Source organism: Pseudomonas sp. SJZ074 (assembly GCF_007828215.1).
Lineage (GTDB): Bacteria > Pseudomonadota > Gammaproteobacteria > Pseudomonadales > Pseudomonadaceae > Aquipseudomonas.
Genome location: NZ_VIUE01000023.1, coordinates 95,348 through 112,592 on the forward strand (window position 1 = coordinate 95,348; position 17,245 = coordinate 112,592).

Below are 17,245 nucleotides of genomic sequence, written 5' to 3' on the forward strand. Positions count from 1 at the left end.
GGCATGCGGACAGACTCCACAGCCTTTTCGTTATATGGCGTTACCTTATAACCATAGCTGTGAAATTTCTGTTTTTAATTCTTCATGTTGGATGGCAAAACCGGTGAAATGAACAGGCCTTGGTGGCGAGGGGATTAAATCCCCTCGCCACCAGGGTCTAAAATGGATCGAAGTCAGCCAACCGACATCCGCGCCTTGCGCCGACGCCGACTGATCAACCCCAGTGCGACCGCGACCACCAGCACCACACCACCGATCTGCAACCAGCGCTTGTAGGGACGCAACGCCGAACGAATCGGGTCGAGGGCCTGGGTGACATAGCGCTTATCGGCCGCGCGGAAATCCGGCTCCTGGCACTGATGGCCGAAGTCCCCTGCCCAAGTCACATAAGGCCCCTCTTTCACATAACGCTGATACAACGCGCTTTGCTCCTCGAGACTCGAGTTGTACGCCACGGCCCTGCACAACACCGCCGCAAACGCCTGACTGGTATGGGGCACATTGTCCACCGCCTTGCTCGCCAGGGCAGTGGCGACAAAACGGTAGTGGTATCGCTCGTTCGGTTGCGCGGCGCTGGCCTGCTGGCGCTGCACCTCCCCTTCGGCCACCAACGGCCCGACCTTCAGCTCAACCGGCTCGAGGCTGTAACCACCCCCCATGACGGCGTAGTCCGGCGCCATCTCGTAGCCGAGCATCTCCATGCCCCAATCGCGCGCCATCCTGGACGCATAGAAGTACGCCTCAGCGCGCCGGGTAGGCCACCATTTGGACTCTGCTTCCTGGCGCAGTTGCCCGTAGGCCCGGGCCTTGTTCTGCAGGTCGGCGTTATCGAAGTAAGCCGGAGCCTCGTCATAGCGCCCTTCCCGCAATAAGCGGCGGCCCAGCAGGTTACGTAACTGCGCGGCTACCGGCAGTGGCACGTAGTTGTCGCGATCCTGCTGGCTCAAGGGGGGTGGCGCCGGAACCTGGGCGTCGACGTACTGTTTCAATTCTTCGGCGGTCAGTACCCGTTCAGCGACTGCAGCAGCGTCGTACCAATAATTGCTCTGGCTACGGTAAAGCTGATCGAACGCTTGCAGGTAATCGCCCCGTTGCAGGGCCAGGATCGCGCTCTCGCCTTCGACCCGGCACTTGGGTTCAACCACCTCGAAATCCCAATCCGGTGTACGTCGACCGCCCCAGGATTCATCCTTCGGAAAAGCCTGGGCCGCCTTGGCATAGGCCGCGGCCGCCGCCGTCTTGTCACCATCACGCACGGCCAGTTTGGCCCGCAGCCACCAGGCCAACCCCGTGTCGCCGGCTTTTTCCACAAAGGCTTTGGCGCTGGCGTAGTCGCCATGCTGATAGCTCACCGCCGCCAGCCGATCGGCATCATCCAGGTTGCCATGACTGCTGGCCTGCAACAGCTTGACCAGTCTTTTCTCGCCGGATGGCTCCTCCCCGTCCCACCAGCCGACGCGGCTGAGCAAGTAACTCGTCAGCAACCGCTGCACGGCATTGGTTTTGAGCAATTCGCTCAGGCGATCGTCCGGCTGCCCACTGAGGTCCGCCGCCAGGTACAACAACGAGCTGTAGCCAACCTGCGAGCCGTGCAGGGACTGGGTCGCATACAGTCCGATGGCACTGTCCCAATCGTCAGCGGTGTAAGCCACCCTGGCTTCTTCGCCGAGACTGGCGATACCCAGTTCCAGCGGATCGCTGAAACCGCCAACGCTCAGTTCACGGGCCTGACGAAACGCCGCTCGGGCCTGGTCCCGCGACGCCGCCGGATCTTCGTTGCCCGCCTCGGTACTCATGGCAAACAATGCACGCCCCAGGGAATAGGCAGCCCAGGTACTGCGCAACGAGCGCTGGTCCGCGGGCAACGCCAGCAGCTCCTGGAACGCCTGCGCAGCCCTCTGGTTTTCACCCGCACGAAAGGCAGCCGCGCCGATGGCATACAACCGCAATTCGGCAGGCAGGTTCGCCGCTTGCACAGCGACCTCGTCGATATCATTCAACGCCCTCAGCCGCTCCACCAAGGCTTGCTGTGGCGGAGTCAGGCCAATCCGCTCAGCCTCGTTGCGCTGTGCCACGTAGGCAGACGAATCGTCGTAGTTGTAATCCGGGTTGCGCGTCGCCTCGCTGGCCGGCTTCAGTCCGGCAATGGCATGGCCAAGACGCTTGATCTCGAAGCGAAAGCTGCCTTCGGGTAACTCGGCCAACGATTGGGCGCGGTTGTCCAGCAAGCGCATCGGGAACTCTGGACCACAAGCCAGTGCCTGGCCCAACGGCAAGCCGAGGCTTATACAGAACACCGGGCAGAGCAACCGACGAGGCCACTTACGGGTAGACATTGAAAGCTCCTTGTTCAATTTTTGTACAACGCGCCCATCCCATGGCCCGTTGGGCACCAGCGGCGAGGCGGCCTTCCTGAATGCGGGTGAAGGTAAGCAGTCCGGGGGTTTGTTGCAACGTATAACCAGCCAAGGCATCGACCCCATCACATGCGCCGACGGCAAGCGTCATCCGTCGGGGCCAGGGGCTGTCGAGATTGCCTCGATTGACTAGCCGGATATCGTACAAAGCGTTCTTTTCCTCCAACGTCAGGACCAGGCGGCTGTCCAGTTTGTCTCCCCGAGCCACTGCGCCGAGCGTGGTCAGGCTCCAGGCACGTCGGTCACCTGCCAACGGCAGCCGAAACCAGATCAATCCAGCCAGGTGTTCTGGCGGTTCGGCACGCAGATCCGCGGTCAGCCCGGCCACTTGCTGCGGATCTGCCAATAACTCCCGCCGCTCGCCTGTCCTATCGATCGGCACTTCGCTTTCAACCACCGGCACGCCGCTCTCCTGGGTCAACAGCGCCACACCATAAGCCGGCAGGGCCAGGTAGAACGGTCGCGTGGTGACCTTGCTCCAGCGTTCGGCCCAGCGCCGGGCCTGTTGCGGATCGAACAGCCCCTGCCGCGGGTCGCTCACCGCATGGACCTGCAAGACGCTGCTGTCCACGGCTTCCAGCAACCCAGGCAGCGCGGGGCTGTCGAGCCAGGCCGGCAACGCCGTGATACTCAGACGCAACGTGCCCGGCAAGGTCTGGCGCAACCGGTTCAGGAATGTCCCATAGGCCGCCAACCGGGCGTTACCGGCGTCATGGTCGATCTCCACACCCACCGGTATCAGGCCTTGGGCTTGCCAGTCATTCAATACTTGCTGGATCTGGGCAATAACCTCGTCCTGATCCAGCGTTCCGAGCTGACCATCCAGGCGGACCACCGCGATCAGCGGTCGGCCATCGGCCTTGAGCAATGCCGGATCGATCCGCGCGCGGCTCCAGCCCGCACCGGGAAAAGCCTGCAAGGCCAGCACCCGCAAACTCGAGAAGTCCTGACGGCTCTGGCGCAGCGCCGATGCGTGGGCCGGGGTCCACTGACGTTGCCAGATATAGAGTTGTTGATCGAGAGGCGCGGCGGGGGGATGCTCGCAGCCCTGCAACAGCAGCGCAACGAATGCCAGCGATGTCCGGAAAAGAAAAGTCATGAACCTTCGTCACCCGCTGAAACCCGGCAGATTACCGTGTCTTGCGTTGGACGGGCATAGGGCAAGGACATTGCATCGAAGTTTTCATATGTCACGGCAGGACCAGGGCCGCCATAGGGTCGGACGGCCCTTTCCAGTGTGACCGGCTACGCTCAGACGGCTTTCTGCAAGCCGACAGCCGTACGCGGCATGCCAACGAAACCGGGCAAGGCCTCGATACGCGCCAGCCACTCACGGACATGGACGTAGTCGTCCAGCGACACGTTGCCCTCCGGTGCATGGGCGATGTAAGAGTAGCCGGCGACATCGGCGATGGTAGGCGCATCACCCGCCAGCCAGGTGCTGCTGCTCAAATGTTGATCGATGACCTTCAACAAACTGTGGGATCGGGCGATCACATCCTCGGCGTTATAAGGTGCATTGAACACCGTGATCAGGCGCGCCGTGGCGGGTCCCGCATGGATTGGCCCGGCTGCTACCGACAACCAACGCTGCACCCGGGCGGCACCCAGCGGATCGCTCGGAAGCCAACGGCCCTTGCCATATTTCTGCGCCAGATACACAAGGATCGCGTTGGAGTCGGCCAGTATCACTCCGTCGTCGTCAATCACCGGTACCTGGCCAAATGGGTTGATGGCCAGAAAATCCGCCTGTTTGTGCGCGCCCTTGGCCAGATCGACGAAAGCCACCTCGACCGGCAGTTCGAGCAGCGAAAGCATCAGTTGAACACGGTGGGCATGTCCGGAAAGCGGGAAGTGATAAAGCTTGATAGGGTTCATGGTCGACTCCGCTGGAAATGACGCCGTCAGCAGAACGGCATCGATGGCGTCATCTTCCCTCTCGTTTGAAAACTAGAGAATCACCCGTAAACACAATCCATTATTTCTCTCAGCGAAACAATGCATCAGCCCCTCAAGGCCGGGTGTTTGCGCAGGGCGTTGACCGTGAAATCGACAAAACTGCGGACCCGCGCCGGGGCGTTACGCCCACCCTGGTACAGCACATGAATGGGCAGGGGCGGCAGTTCGAAATCGGCCAGGACGATTTCCAGCTCCCCATTGGCGATCGCGCCCGCCACTTGATAAGACAGGACTCGCGTCATGCCCAACCCTTGGCTGGCGGCGGTAATGGCAGCCTGGTTGGCTGTGACCACCAGCCGGGGCACCGGTCGAACCGCCAATGATAATCCGGCGTCGACAAAGGTCCAGTTTCTGATCTGGCCGATGGCCGAAGAGGCCACCACCAGCGAACGCTCCAGCTCTTGCGGATGCCGGGGCCGACCATGCTGAGCGAAGAACGCGGGAGAGCCGCAGACGACCTGCCGCACTTCGCCGACACGGACGGCATGCTGGCTGCTGTCAGGCAGCTCGCCAATGCGCACGGCAATGTCTACGCCTTCCTCAACCATGCTGACATTCCGGTCCAACAGCAAGGCATTGACGCTGACCTCGGGATACTGTTGAAGGTACTGCACCAGCAACGGCGTGACGAACAACTGACCGAACAGCACCGGCGCGGTAATCGTCAGTTGCCCCCTGGGCTGGGCATGGCTGCCGGCCGCCGAATCCTCGGCTTCCTGCAGATCGCCCAGGATCCGCCGACAGTCCTCCAGAAAGCGCTGGCCGGCTTCGCTCAGGTACACGTTGCGAGTGGTGCGAACCAGCAGCGGTGTGCCGATGCGTTGCTCCAACGCCGCCACCGCACGGGTCACGCTGGCCGCCGACAGGCCCAGGCGCCGCGACGCCGCCGAAAAACCCGATTCCTGGGCAACAGCGATAAACACCTGCATCTCCTGAAACCTGTCCATCCATCCCCCGATGAGAAATCCTGATACAAGTTTTTCAAACACCGCAATGCCATGCAGCACGGCCATTGTAGGCCCTGAGCAAACGAACCGTAGCGTGGCGCCCCGGTTGCAATTGATCAGGCTTGTTACCATCGCCCATCATTACCGTTTTATGACTAATAAACAGCACAGACTCGCTCCCACAGGAATTTGTGCCGTTGCAGACTCAGTACAAGGCCATTTTCGTGAACCTTTTATTCCATGGACTGACCCGTCCCCTCGCGCCTTTGATCACCTTGGCCGGCCTGGTCCTGATCGTTCCCCTTGCACTGCGTCTCGCACTGGGTTGGTCCGATCCGTTGGGCTACCTGTCCGACCTGGGCATTGGCGGGTTGCTGCTCGTGCTGCTTTACCGCCGCCCCCTCTGGCTGACCTTGCCGGTGTTGCTGGCCTGGATCGCACTGACGTTGACCAACATCGAGCTGATCAGCGCCGTCGGACGCATGCCCAACCCCTCGGACCTGCACTACCTGACCGATCCGCAATTCGTCGAAAACTCCAGCAGCGGCGGCTTCTCCCATCCCTGGTTGGCCGCACTGCAACTGACAGCACTGGCCCTCTGGCTGATGGTCCAGTGGCCAGGCCGCTCACGCCATGCATCGCCCTTGCCGCGCCACGCCTGGGCGTTGCCGGCGCTGCTCCTGCTGGTTCACAGCACCGTACAATCCTGGCGTCCCACCGAGGCGGACCAGTGGAATGTGTTCAATCTACCCCATCAACTCGCCACGGCGGCGGTCGCAGCCGGGCAGGACCGAATCCAGCACTGGCTTGAAGGCGATGCGGGCGTCCAGGTGCCGCCAATGGAAGGCCTTACACGGCTGGACCTTGATGGAGAGAAGCTACTGGCCGCACCAGGCCAGGCGCGCAACGTGCTGGTCATCACCCTGGAAGGCATCCCTGGCGCCTATATCAGTGCCAACCGTCAGGCCCTGAAAGCCGGCTACCCGGAAAACCCCATGCCGCGCCTCAGCGCCTGGGCCGAGCGCGGCATGAACACACCCGACTACGTCCTGCACAGCCACCAGACCATCCGCGGCCTGTACTCGATGTTGTGCGGCGACTACGACAAGCTCGACGACGGCACGCCCAAGGGCGTCGAAATGCTCAACCAGACCCAGCGCAACCTGGCCTGCCTGCCGGCCCAATTGCGTGAACATGGCTTTGCCACGCATTTCCTCCAGGGTGCGGGCCTGCGGTTCATGGCCAAGGACCGGATCATGCCCCATATCGGTTTCGACAAGACCCTGGGCATGGAGTGGTTCACCCAACCCGCTTACCTGGAATTTCCCTGGGGCAAGGACGACAAGACCTTCTTCGAAGGCGCGCTGGACTACGTCGGGCAACTGCAACAAATGGACAAGCCCTGGATGCTCACGCTGTTGACTGTAGGCACCCACCAGCCCTACTCCGCCCCGGATGACTACCTGCAGCGCCATGACACAGCCAAACAGGCCGCCGTGGCTTATCTCGACGATGCGCTGGATAACTTCCTCATCGGCCTGGAACGCCAGGGCATCCTGAAAGACACCTTGGTGGTGATCACCTCGGACGAGTCCCATGGCATCGATGATGTACGCCTGGCGTCATCCTGGGGGTTCAACCTGACGCTGGCGCCGGAACCCTTGCCGCGCATAAAGCGGGGGACCTATGGTCACGTGGACCTGAGCGCCTCGATCCTCGACTATTTCGGTTTCCCGGTGCCTGCGTCGCTGTCCGGCCGCTCGATGTTCAGAGACTACACGACGGGCCGGGAAATCATGTCATTCACCAATGGCATGCTGCGCTACCACGACGGCAAGGGCACGTTCACTGAATGCGATTTCCTGCAGCGTTGTCGCTATTACGCCAGCGAAGGTTTCATCACTGACCGGGTGACCTATGGCGGACACTACAGCGGCCAGCGGGCCAGGCTCGTCAGCGCACGGGCAACGGCCCTGGACCAGACCCTGCTGCGTACATCGCTGAACCAGCATTATCAGTTCGGCAGCACCGAGAAGATTCCACTCCCAGCCCAGGTGTCCAACGACTGGACCGACAACCTGATCGGTGCCCAATACCTGGAAATGCCCAAGGGCTCACGGACCCGCGTCAGCCTGAGCATCCGAGCCATCGAGGCGGACCATACGGCCTACATTTCCCTCAAGGCCAAGGAGTTCGAGCGGGATGTGCCCATGGAACTGCCGACTGATGTGGCGGTGACGCCCGAACAACCACTGGTAATGAATATCCATTTCGATAACCCGCAAACGCGCAAGGCGTTCTCCTTCCATTTGCTGGGCCATGGGACAGGCGCCATCGAGATCAGCGACTTCAGCGTCGTGACCGAGCTGTCGGACCAGATGGACCAGACGGACCAACCCGAATACCTGGACGATATACAGGACGCCAGCCAGGCCCAGTCCAGTTGAACAAAAAACGCGCAGTCGTTGCAGACGGCTGCGCGTTTGTTCGGGTCTGGCCTGACCACTCACGGCGCGGAATACCCGGAGTTGATCGCTGCGCTTCACCACTTATCCACAGGGCATCGCTTCGCCAGCCGGAGCCCCTTGCCAACTGGTACTGAGGATAATGCGCGTGGCGTTTCGTTGAATCGGCACCAGATGGTGGAGCGTGGTACCGGACTTGAGGAAATACACATCACCCTTGAGGTGCGGACAGGCCTTGCCAGGATTGTCCAGGCTATATTCCCATACGTGCAAGTCATCCTTGTTGCCGTTGCTGTAGGGCACGCATTGCAGGACGTCGCCGCCCTCCGGGTCTTCAGGCGCCTCGATGATCCAGACCAGGGTGTAGGGATAATCGCCCCAATGCCAGCCATAAGTATCGTCGGGATGATTCAGCCTGCTGATCAGGTACTGACCGTGATCCTGGCAGGACACCAGCTCTTCCCCTGCAATATTGCCGAGGAAGCGGCGTAGCGACTCGGAATGATAAAGCGCAGGAACCACGGCTCCGCCCTCGGCGATCTGCGCTTGCGCGATCACATGGATCTTGCGCTGGGGATCGTGGATAAACAGCACCGTCGCTTCGTGCCCCACTGAATATTCATTGAGCAGCCCATGCACTTCGGTATGAAGCTCTTCCCACATCTCGCCAGGTAGAAATGAAAAATCCTTGAAGTGGAAATAGCCATCCCGATGAAACGCGTTACGAACCTGCTTCATCCGGATTTCATTATTCAGGAAATCCTGGAAGTGCCTGGAAAGTTGCTGCGCCACATCGACCAAGAGCGGATCTGCTTTTCGATTACTCATTCGTTGCTCCATCCATGGTCCGATTGTAGGACCATAGAGCGGTTCGCTACAGTGCAGCAGACGACAACAAACGGTAGTTTTACGCCAAATGCCATTGCCCTTTCGCCAAAGGCCTCGCTGTAACAGGAACGCCTGACCGGGCCGGGAGCTGAAACTAATCCAGCAACCGATGCAACTTGGCGTACTGCAACAGCATGATGGTCTTGCCGTCGCAGATTTCCCCGCTCTCGATCATGCCCAGGGCCTGGTCGAGCGGCAGCTCCAACACTTCGATTTCCTCGCCTTCATCTTCCAACCCGCCGCCTGCATGTCGTTTGTCTTCGTCGAAATACTCGCCGACGAAAAAATGCAGCCGTTCCGTCACCGAGCCCGGGCTCATGAACGCTTCGAAAACTTTGCGCACGTCCTGGATGACGTAGCCGGTTTCTTCCTGGGTTTCCTTGCGGATGCAGGTGTGTGGATCGTCGTTGTCCAGCAGGCCGGCGCAGGTTTCGATCAGCAGGTCATCGTGCCCGTTGACGAAGGCCGGGAAGCGGAATTGCCGGGTCAGCACCACGGTCTGCTTGGCCTTGCTGTACAGCAGGATCGTAGCGCCGTTGCCGCGGTCATAGGTCTCTCGGGTCAACTCCTGCCACTGGCCATTGCGGCCGAGATAGTCATAGGTGGTCTTGCGTAGCACGTACCAATTGTCCGAGAGCACTTCGACGTTCTTGATGCGTACGCGTTCGTTGATACCGGTTATCTGGGTCATTCATCCCACTCCATTCGAGACCAGGGTTCCATCTGGAAGTCTGCCCACGCTTGCCTGATGTCGTTCAACATACTGCCGGAACGCGAGGCAATGCTCGTTTGTGAGCCGTCTTGCTGTAGGCGCGCTCGATAATCTGTCGCGCTTGAGGCGACACTTCTTCGCCCATGAGATACGCATCGATCTCCTTGTAACTGCAACCATACGCCACTTCATCCAACCGCCCAGGTGCCAGGTCTTCCAGATCGGCGGTCGGCGCCTTGCACACCAGGTACGCAGGTGCGCCCATGGCGTCAGCCAATAACCGCACCTGGGTCTTCGTCAGCCCGGACAGCGGCGCCAAGTCGCATGCGCCGTCACCGAACTTGGTGAAAAAACCCATCACCGCTTCCGCGCCATGGTCGGTACCGACCACCAGGCCATTGCTCATATTGGCGATGGCATATTGGGCCAGCATCCGTGCTCGTGCCTTGACGTTGCCTTTGGCAAAGTCGGTAAGCTCGGCCGAAGGCTGCAAGCCGTCGATCGTGATAGTCGCCATCAGTCCATCCACACACGCGGCAATGTTGCTCGTGGTGATCAAGTCTGGCCGGATGAAGTCCAAGGATGCCTGGGCGTCCTGCTCATCTGCCTGGGCCTTGTAAGGCAGTCGCACGGCAATGAAACGCGCCTCGTAATCTTCACCTCGCAGTTGTTCCACCGCCAACTGGCACAGGCGCCCGGCTGTGAGCGAGTCGACGCCGCCGCTGATACCGAGCACCAGGGACATGCAACCCGACTCACGTAGAACCTGCTTGATAAACCCAACACGACGGGCAATCTCGATGCGCTCACCGCCCTGTTGGAGTTGGCGATCGATGCCCAGTTCCCGCGCTATGCGCTCTTGCTGAAGTGAAGTCATATCAGGCTCCCAGCTGTGGATTGATCAGGGCGACGTTGAACACTTGGGCGGCATAGCGAAGGAACGAAGCATCTTCACAGACGTTCTTGATCGGGTCATCGGAAAACTTCACCACCGGCTCGCCGTGGACACGCACCAGTTTCATGACAATGCTCAGCGGTTCGACACCCTCGACATCGCAGGCCAGACTGGTGCCCATGCCAAAACCGAACTTGGCCTTGCCACGGACATGACGCAGGATCGGTAAGCATTTTTCGAAGTTGAGGCCGTCGGAGAACATCAGGTCCTTGGTCCGTGGGTCGACACCCAATTCGTGGTAACGCCCCAGCACCTTGTCAGCCCAGACAATAGGGTCACCTGAATCCTGGCGCAGCCCGTCGTAGAGCTTGGCGAAGTACAGATCGAAATCCTTGAGGAAAAAATCGGTGCTGATGCAGTCCGTCAGCGCAATACCGAGCCGGCCACGGTACTCGCGCACCCAGTTCTCCAGGGCCGCGTTCTGACTCTCGCGCAAGCGCCCGAGTTGCTGGTGGACCATCAGCCACTGGTGAGCCATCGTGCCGATCAGCGGGAGATCGAATTCGTAAGCCAAGTGCGCGTTACTGGTGCCGACAAACACGCCGGGAAAATCACTGCGCATGATGTTCACCACTTCACGTTGCGCCCGGAAGGACAGCCGACGGCGGGTGGAAAAGTCGGAAACGCGGAACTCGGCGAGTTCTTCACGACTGGCGTTTTTCTCCAGCCACTCGAATTTCTGGTACAGCTTGCGGGTAACATCGGCCAGCTCGACTTCGGGATACTTCTCGCGGTTGCGCAGTTCGCTGACCATCGCCAGTACCGGCTGCTCGAACATGATGCAGTGCAGCATCGGACCGCGAACGCGGATGTGCAGTTGGCCGTCGACCTCCGACACGTGGATATAGCGCAGATTGAAGCGAAACAGACCGAGGAACTGTTCGAAGTCCGGTGTCAGGTACTCGCGGAAACGCTTGTTGAACAGAAACCGTTGCTCGCCCTCGCGCAACTGCAATCCGGCAAGCTTTTCGAGTTCCACACGAATGTCCGGGATCAGGTGGCCGAGCCGCTCTTTGGAACGCACGATGAACTGATACTCCACCTCAACGTTCGGGTGCTGGTGCAGGACAGCCTGCATCATGGTGAAGGTGTAGTAGTCAGTATCCAGAAGGCTCTGGATGACGCCGCTGCTTGAATCGAATGCACTGTCCATGTTTGCTCCTTACTCGCCTGCCAGGCGGATGGTTTCTTCGCGGATCCTGGCCACCCGGATCCCTGCTTGTTGCAGGTCCTGAATGGCTTGCGTGGCGCCCTCCTCGCTGATGGCCCGACAGGCCGGCAGGTGAACGATCACGTTGAAGCCGGCGGCAGCCAATTGCAGAGCGGTGGTCTTGACGCAGAAATCCAGCGCCAGCCCGCCGACAAGGACCTGCTCCACAGCCCGACCTTTCAGGTACTCGATCACCCCGGTGGACAGCTTGCCGTGCAAGTCGTGGTAACAGGCGCCGTACGGGTGCAAATCCGGCTCGACACCCTTCCAGACGAAATAGTCGTAGTCGTAGGGCGTCGGCAATTCGTCCAGCAAGGTGAAACCTTCGGTGCCGGGAACACAGTGGCTGACCCAAGTGATGTCGGCGTGCTCGAGCCCGGTCGGTGCGAGCATCTGTGAGTGCTCGGCGACCACCCATGGCGCTTGAGGCGAGTGGGCATCCTTGCTGCCGACGCGCAGGCTGGCCAGGGAGGCGATGAAATTCAGTTCACCGCCAATCTGCTCGCCACCAGGTACTGGCAGCTCATCAGGGCAAAGCGGTGTAAAGCTCTTTTGCGCATCGACATCGAAGGAAGCCGTCTTACGGTTCAGGCTGTTCATGCTGGTTTCTCCTGTTCACGGTGACGAAGGTACATAACGTGTACTTTAATGACAAGTCACTGTGAAAAAGAATTCCGCTTTAGGCTCTATTAATGCCAAATGCTAAGCAAAAATACATAAGAAATTTAGCCAAACACGATTTGAATGATATGGTACATGTCGTGTACCCAAAGAGAATAAGCCATGTTCGAACTGGCCTTGTATGGCGGCGCCTTCAATCCCCCTCATGCCGGTCACGCCCAGGTGATGATCCAGGCGTCATTCCAGGCCAGGCGCGTGTTGGTCGCCCCAAGCTTCCGGCATCCCTACGGCAAGCGGATGGTTGATTATGAAGTTCGCCTGAAATGGCTAGAGGCGATCGTCGAGCGCGTTCAGCCGCTGTGCGACGCGCAAGTTCACGCAAGCCGGGTTGAGCAGGTCGTGGCGCGTGACGTTGAAGGCCCCATCTACAGCTACACCCTGCTTGCCCACCTCGCCGACAGCCTGGCCCTGGACGGCAAGCGGATAGCGTTAGCAGTGGGTCAGGACGTCGCGGATCTGTTACCGACCTTCTACCGCGGCGAGGAATTACTGGAGCGCTTTTCCATCCTCTGTATGGAAGAAACAATTCATGTACGCAGCACGCTGGTACGCGAACGGCTGGCCTTGGGCAAGCCGCTTCCCAGCGACTGGATGGCTCCCGGCCTGAACCCGTTAAACTATGATCTTTACGCTACCCACGGAAATCGACATGCCAACTAGCACCACCCCCGTGCGCGATTATCTGCACACCATCGACCTCTGTGTGTTGCGCTTCAACCGGGAGGCCCAGGCCATTGAAATCCTCCTGAACCGCAGGGAAGCCGAGCCGTTCGCCGGCCATTGGGCGCTGCCCGGGATCGTGGTGAATGGAGGGGTTGAAGATCTCACGCTGAACGACGCCGTGGAGCGCCTGCGCAACTCGAATAAAGTCGGCATGCCGCTGGCCTGGATCGAACAGGTCGGCACCGTCGGCGACGCGTTCCGCGATCCACGCTGCTGGTCATCGTCGACGTTCTACCTGGCCATTGTCAGCGATACACCCCCGCTCGCCGAACACCAGGGATTCTTTTCGCTCAAGGACGTCGCGGACGCCACGATAAAACTCCCTTTCGACCACAACAGCCTGGTGGCTGCCGTGCAGGAACGGCTGTTTTCCAAAGCGCTCTACAGCAGCCTGCCGCTGATGTTCCTGGGCTCCGAGTTCAGCGCGCCGGAAGCCGTGGGCATTTTTTCCCTGGTACTCGAGCGTCCGGTGCTCAAGACCAGCATGCGCCAGCGCCTGTTGAAGATGACCGAAGCGGGCTACCTGCAGGAAACCGGCCGCAAGAAAAGCGGCGACGGCGGCCGCCCGCAACGCACGGTGGAAAACCTCAAGCCAGGCAGCGTTTACCTGTTTGACCGGTGTTTTCTGGAGTAATGCTTAGTCCGGGATCCGGTCTCGGCAAGCGCGTATCCGCGTCACTTGATGCGATAAAAATTCCTACGACTGCCCATCATCTTTTCTAGTTCGACAAAACCCGCCCACTCGTCAAATCTTCGCCCAACCCTGGCGGGGACTCATAAAAACAAGACCTGACGAGCGTGCTTCATGGGCATCAGTATGAAATTCGGCCACAAGATCCTTCTCGGTGCCTGTGTCATCTCGGTAGCAGTATTCCTATCGTTCTCACTGCTCAATGACCATCGACAACAAACAAGTACCCGCGAAGCGCTGCACAGCAGCTTGCAAACCACTGGCAAGTTGCTTGGCGCCAACCTCGACAATTGGCTGGCCGGACGGCTCCTGCTGATCAAGGGCGCCGCCGAAACCATTGCCGCCGACCCCACCCCGGCTACCGTCAGCAGGATGCTCGCCCAAGACAGCATCACCAAGACCTTTATCGCCAGCTATGTCGGCTTCCAAGACAGCCGTTTCTTCATTTATCCCGAGCGGGTGATGCCCGATGGCTACGATGTCCGTCAGCGCCAGTGGTACAAGGAGGCGGCTGCCTCCCTCAGCCCTGTGCTGACCGAACCCTACATCGGCGCCGGCATCGATTATCTGATCATGACCGAGGCGGTACCGATCAAGATCAACGGCAAGGCAGCCGGGGTATTCGGCGCGAGCCTGAGCCTGGAAAAACTCGCCAGCATCGTCAACTCCGTCGATCTCAACGGCATCGGCTATGCCTTCCTGGTCAGTGACGACGGCAAGATCCTGGTGCATCCGGACAGCGCCTTGGTCACCAAGACGCTGGCCCAAGCGTTCCCCGAAGGCGCTCCGGGTATCAACGACAACCTGAATGAAGTGCGGGAAAATGGCAGTACCCGGATCGTCACATTTACGCCAATCAACGGCCTGCCGTCGTTGCACTGGTCCATCGGCTTGTCGGTGGACAAGGACAAGGCCTACGCCGCACTCCACGAGTTTCGCACCTCGGCCCTGATCGCCACGCTGATTGCGGTGCTGATCACCATTGTCTTGCTCGGTCTGTTGATCAACGCCCTGATGCGGCCTTTACGCCAAATGGGCCTGGCCATGCAATCGATTGCCGATGGCGAAGGCGATCTGACCCAACGCCTGCAGAGCCTGTCCCAGGACGAGTTTGGCGTAATGGCCGGCGGGTTCAACCGCTTCGTCGAACGCATTCAGCACTCGATACGCGAAGTGCTGACGTCCAGCAGCCAACTCACCCAATTGGCCGCGCAGGTCAGCCAGGCATCGCACTCGTCGCTGAAAAGCTCCGACACCCAGGCGGCATTGACCCACAACATCGCCACAGCCATCAACGAGCTGGGCGCCGCCGCCCAGGAGATCGCCCGAAGCGCCGCCCATGCGTCAAACCGCGCCTCGGATACCAAGAACCAGACCCAGGAAGGCCAGCAGGTGGTAGAGCGCAGCATCAGCGCCATGACCCAGCTCTCATCACAAGTGATCAATACCCGCCAGGACATCGAAAGCCTGAATGAGAAGACGCTGAAAATCGGCCGGATCCTGGACGTGATCAAGGGCATTTCCGACCAGACCAACCTGCTGGCCCTGAATGCCGCTATCGAGGCCGCCCGTGCCGGAGACGCCGGACGTGGCTTTGCGGTGGTCTCGGACGAAGTGCGCACCCTCGCCCATCGCACCCAACAATCGGCGCAGGAAATTCACAACATGATCGAGGAGTTGCAAGCCGGTGCCGGCAGCGCCGTCAACGCCATGCTGGAAAGCCAGCGCCACAGCGACACCAACGTCAGTACCGCCAGGCTTGCCGGTGAAAGGCTCAATCAGGTGCTGCAGGGCATTGGCGAGATCGACGAGATCAACCTATCCATGGCCACCGCCACTGAAGAACAAACCTGCGTAGTGGACAATCTGGATCGCGACATCAGTCACATCAATGACCTGAACCAGAAAACCGTCGGCAATCTGCAATCCACTTTGCAGGCGTGCAATGAACTGGAAAAACAGTCGATCCGCCTGCAGCAGTTGGTCAACACCTTCAAGATCTGAAGGTGTTCAGGTCTGATCCTACGAAATAAAGTCTGTCGGATCGAGCCCAGCAAATACATGGGGTAGCAGGGGGACGAATCAGAAATAAAGTCTGTCGCCCCCCCCCCATTTTCAACGCTTTGCCGTGCGACCTACTGAATAAAGTCTGTCGGAAACCAGGCCGAGGCCACCCAGGACACCAACGGCCGTGCTATCCAAAGCGCTGAATTGTCGATTTAGACGCCTCGCGGCGGATATCACCGAAAGTTCAAATGCGCTGCGACAGACTTTATCTTGCAGTATCTGCCCACAATGACCCCACCAAATAAAAACTGTCGCATCGATTCCAACAATACGGCAGATAGCCGGTGGGCACACAGAAATAAAAACTGTCGCAATACCGACTTCCGAGGGTTTTGCGACATGGTCCACTAAATAAAAACTGTCGCTAACCTATAACTTATTAATATACAAAGCTTTGATATATAAAATAATGGCCGACGGGGCCTGCGTAATCACCATAGTGCTTCAGTGGTCGGAAGTCCCTCAAACCGTAGGGCGCCCAACTCAGAAAACTGACCGACCAGGCTGCAAGTTTACTACTCCCGCAAGCACACGCGCGTTCCATTGCTAAAGCCATCACGATCCGATGGGATTCGAGTCGGTCATCTCTACTCAGGGGCCTTCTCTTAAAGCATCGCATTCGAGAGTCGAACCGGCCACATCGCAGCCCCCCTGTCGGGACTGGATTGCTCAATTATTTGATGTATGCCAAAGGCTGGCTGGAATCTACAGCCATGCCTCGGCGTCAATTCCTACGACCTAAAGAATACACAACCTCCCTACTTCTTCCGTCCGCGCGGCTTACCTAACATTCCGTCAGGGCGCAGCCGCTGGCCATCAATAATGCCGTAAGCATCCTCTAGAGCACGCATTGCTGTCATAAGACTCCCGCGTAACGCCTCTTTACGCTCAGCAGCCTCAGATGCTTCCTGAGCCCTTTGCGAGGAAGCTTTCCGTTTAGCAACGTTGGCAAAGCAGCCCACCACCATAGGTGCAAGTTCAACGTCAATCAGCCATGGCGAGCGCGTACGAAACGGAAGAGGCGCATTCCGTCGCCGATTAAGGAGAATCCTGAGCTCATCAATTGAAATGTCCGAGGTTACATCAACATTTGATTGAAGCCCTTGTCTCAACACAGCCCATCCAAATCCATTGAAATTTCGAAGCGCAGACTCTCTACCTAGCATCACCACAAATGCGCTGTATGCCGTCATAACCAATCCCGTGGGATCGATACTCCGTGCAAGATCTACGAATTCAAATGAACCTGGTTCTATCAAGCTAATTAGAAACCCCTTCTCTAGAGGACTGCAAGCGCTGTCGGCGGAACTCGTAAGTACATCCATTATTAGATCATATCTTTTCTCGCGACTGCTGATGGCTTTTAATTCACGAGTTATCTGAGGAATTGAGCTTTTGAGGAGATCACGTTGGCCCCAGTCTTTCTGAGACTCTAGCTGTCGGCGCTGATTGAAAACTGACCCACCGGGGATGCGGCGGAAATCTTGGACTACCTGGAGGTAGTTCATGTATTCATACGAAGACCGTATC

Annotated in this window: 14 protein-coding genes and 1 pseudogene; 5 read left to right on the forward strand and 10 right to left on the reverse strand. The window is 59.0% G+C overall.

Going from position 1 to position 17,245, the window contains the following annotated elements; genetic code table 11:
• Nucleotides 1-173: 173 nt before the first annotated feature.
• The 4 genes from FBX99_RS21465 to FBX99_RS21480 form a co-directional block, all read right to left on the reverse strand.
• Nucleotides 174-2,336, reverse strand: coding sequence for a hypothetical protein (locus FBX99_RS21465; protein WP_145132822.1), 2,163 nt, complete (start codon nt 2,334-2,336; stop codon nt 174-176).
• The gene (locus tag FBX99_RS21470; RefSeq protein WP_145132823.1) at nt 2,323-3,516 is read right to left on the reverse strand and encodes a DUF3142 domain-containing protein; all 1,194 of its coding nucleotides are present in this window, start codon (nt 3,514-3,516) and stop codon (nt 2,323-2,325) included. Before FBX99_RS21470 ends, FBX99_RS21465 begins: the two co-directional genes overlap by 14 nt.
• A 152-nt stretch (nt 3,517-3,668) precedes the next feature.
• Nucleotides 3,669-4,295 (reverse strand): glutathione S-transferase family protein, encoded by a 627-nt coding sequence (locus FBX99_RS21475; RefSeq protein WP_145132825.1) that lies wholly within the window; start codon nt 4,293-4,295, stop codon nt 3,669-3,671.
• 125 nt (nt 4,296-4,420) lie between these two features.
• Nucleotides 4,421-5,323: a LysR family transcriptional regulator gene (locus FBX99_RS21480; protein WP_144931001.1), complete on the reverse strand. Its 903-nt coding sequence runs from the start codon at nt 5,321-5,323 to the stop codon at nt 4,421-4,423.
• Between the two features lie 224 nt (nt 5,324-5,547).
• Between FBX99_RS21480 and FBX99_RS21485 the strand changes: the two genes are divergently transcribed.
• The gene (locus FBX99_RS21485; RefSeq protein ID WP_178112019.1) at nt 5,548-7,770 is read left to right on the forward strand and encodes an LTA synthase family protein; all 2,223 of its coding nucleotides are present in this window, start codon (nt 5,548-5,550) and stop codon (nt 7,768-7,770) included.
• 102 nt (nt 7,771-7,872) lie between these two features.
• Here FBX99_RS21485 and FBX99_RS21490 read toward each other — a convergent pair whose 3' ends face one another.
• The 5 genes from FBX99_RS21490 to FBX99_RS21510 all read right to left on the reverse strand — a co-directional run bounded on the left by FBX99_RS21490 (nt 7,873) and on the right by FBX99_RS21510 (nt 12,153).
• Complete coding sequence (locus FBX99_RS21490) at nt 7,873-8,616, reverse strand: hypothetical protein (protein ID WP_144931003.1); 744 nt, start codon at nt 8,614-8,616, stop codon at nt 7,873-7,875.
• Between the two features lie 154 nt (nt 8,617-8,770).
• Nucleotides 8,771-9,367: a GDP-mannose pyrophosphatase NudK gene (gene nudK / locus FBX99_RS21495; RefSeq protein WP_144931005.1), complete on the reverse strand. Its 597-nt coding sequence runs from the start codon at nt 9,365-9,367 to the stop codon at nt 8,771-8,773.
• A gap of 64 nt (nt 9,368-9,431) precedes the next feature.
• On the reverse strand, nt 9,432-10,265 hold the full coding sequence (gene nadE / locus FBX99_RS21500) for an ammonia-dependent NAD(+) synthetase (RefSeq protein WP_144931007.1): 834 nt from the start codon (nt 10,263-10,265) through the stop codon (nt 9,432-9,434).
• 1 nt (nt 10,266) lies between these two features.
• Nucleotides 10,267-11,496: a nicotinate phosphoribosyltransferase gene (gene pncB, locus FBX99_RS21505; protein ID WP_145132827.1), complete on the reverse strand. Its 1,230-nt coding sequence runs from the start codon at nt 11,494-11,496 to the stop codon at nt 10,267-10,269.
• Nucleotides 11,497-11,505: 9 nt separating this feature from the next.
• A complete protein-coding gene (locus FBX99_RS21510) occupies nt 11,506-12,153 on the reverse strand; it encodes a nicotinamidase (RefSeq protein WP_144931011.1) in 648 nt (215 codons plus the stop codon).
• Between the two features lie 183 nt (nt 12,154-12,336).
• Between FBX99_RS21510 and FBX99_RS21515 the strand changes: the two genes are divergently transcribed.
• From FBX99_RS21515 to FBX99_RS29660, 4 genes and pseudogenes are all read left to right on the forward strand, one after another.
• Entirely contained in the window at nt 12,337-12,894 is a 558-nt protein-coding gene (locus FBX99_RS21515; protein WP_144931013.1) for an adenylyltransferase/cytidyltransferase family protein, read from the forward strand.
• Nucleotides 12,884-13,591 (forward strand): NUDIX hydrolase, encoded by a 708-nt coding sequence (locus FBX99_RS21520; protein WP_145132829.1) that lies wholly within the window; start codon nt 12,884-12,886, stop codon nt 13,589-13,591. The genes FBX99_RS21515 and FBX99_RS21520 overlap by 11 nt, the downstream gene beginning before the upstream one ends.
• Nucleotides 13,592-13,774: 183 nt before the next feature.
• Nucleotides 13,775-14,794 (forward strand): annotated as a pseudogene (locus tag FBX99_RS29655) (cache domain-containing protein); the annotation flags it as partial.
• Nucleotides 14,768-15,652: a methyl-accepting chemotaxis protein gene (locus FBX99_RS29660; protein ID WP_371921437.1), complete on the forward strand. Its 885-nt coding sequence runs from the start codon at nt 14,768-14,770 to the stop codon at nt 15,650-15,652. The pseudogene FBX99_RS29655 and the gene FBX99_RS29660, both read left to right, overlap by 27 nt.
• Nucleotides 15,653-16,473: 821 nt before the next feature.
• On the opposite strand, the gene FBX99_RS21530 is transcribed toward FBX99_RS29660, so the two are convergent.
• On the reverse strand, nt 16,474-17,245 hold a 772-nt coding region (locus tag FBX99_RS21530; protein WP_218570872.1), incomplete at its 5' end, for a hypothetical protein.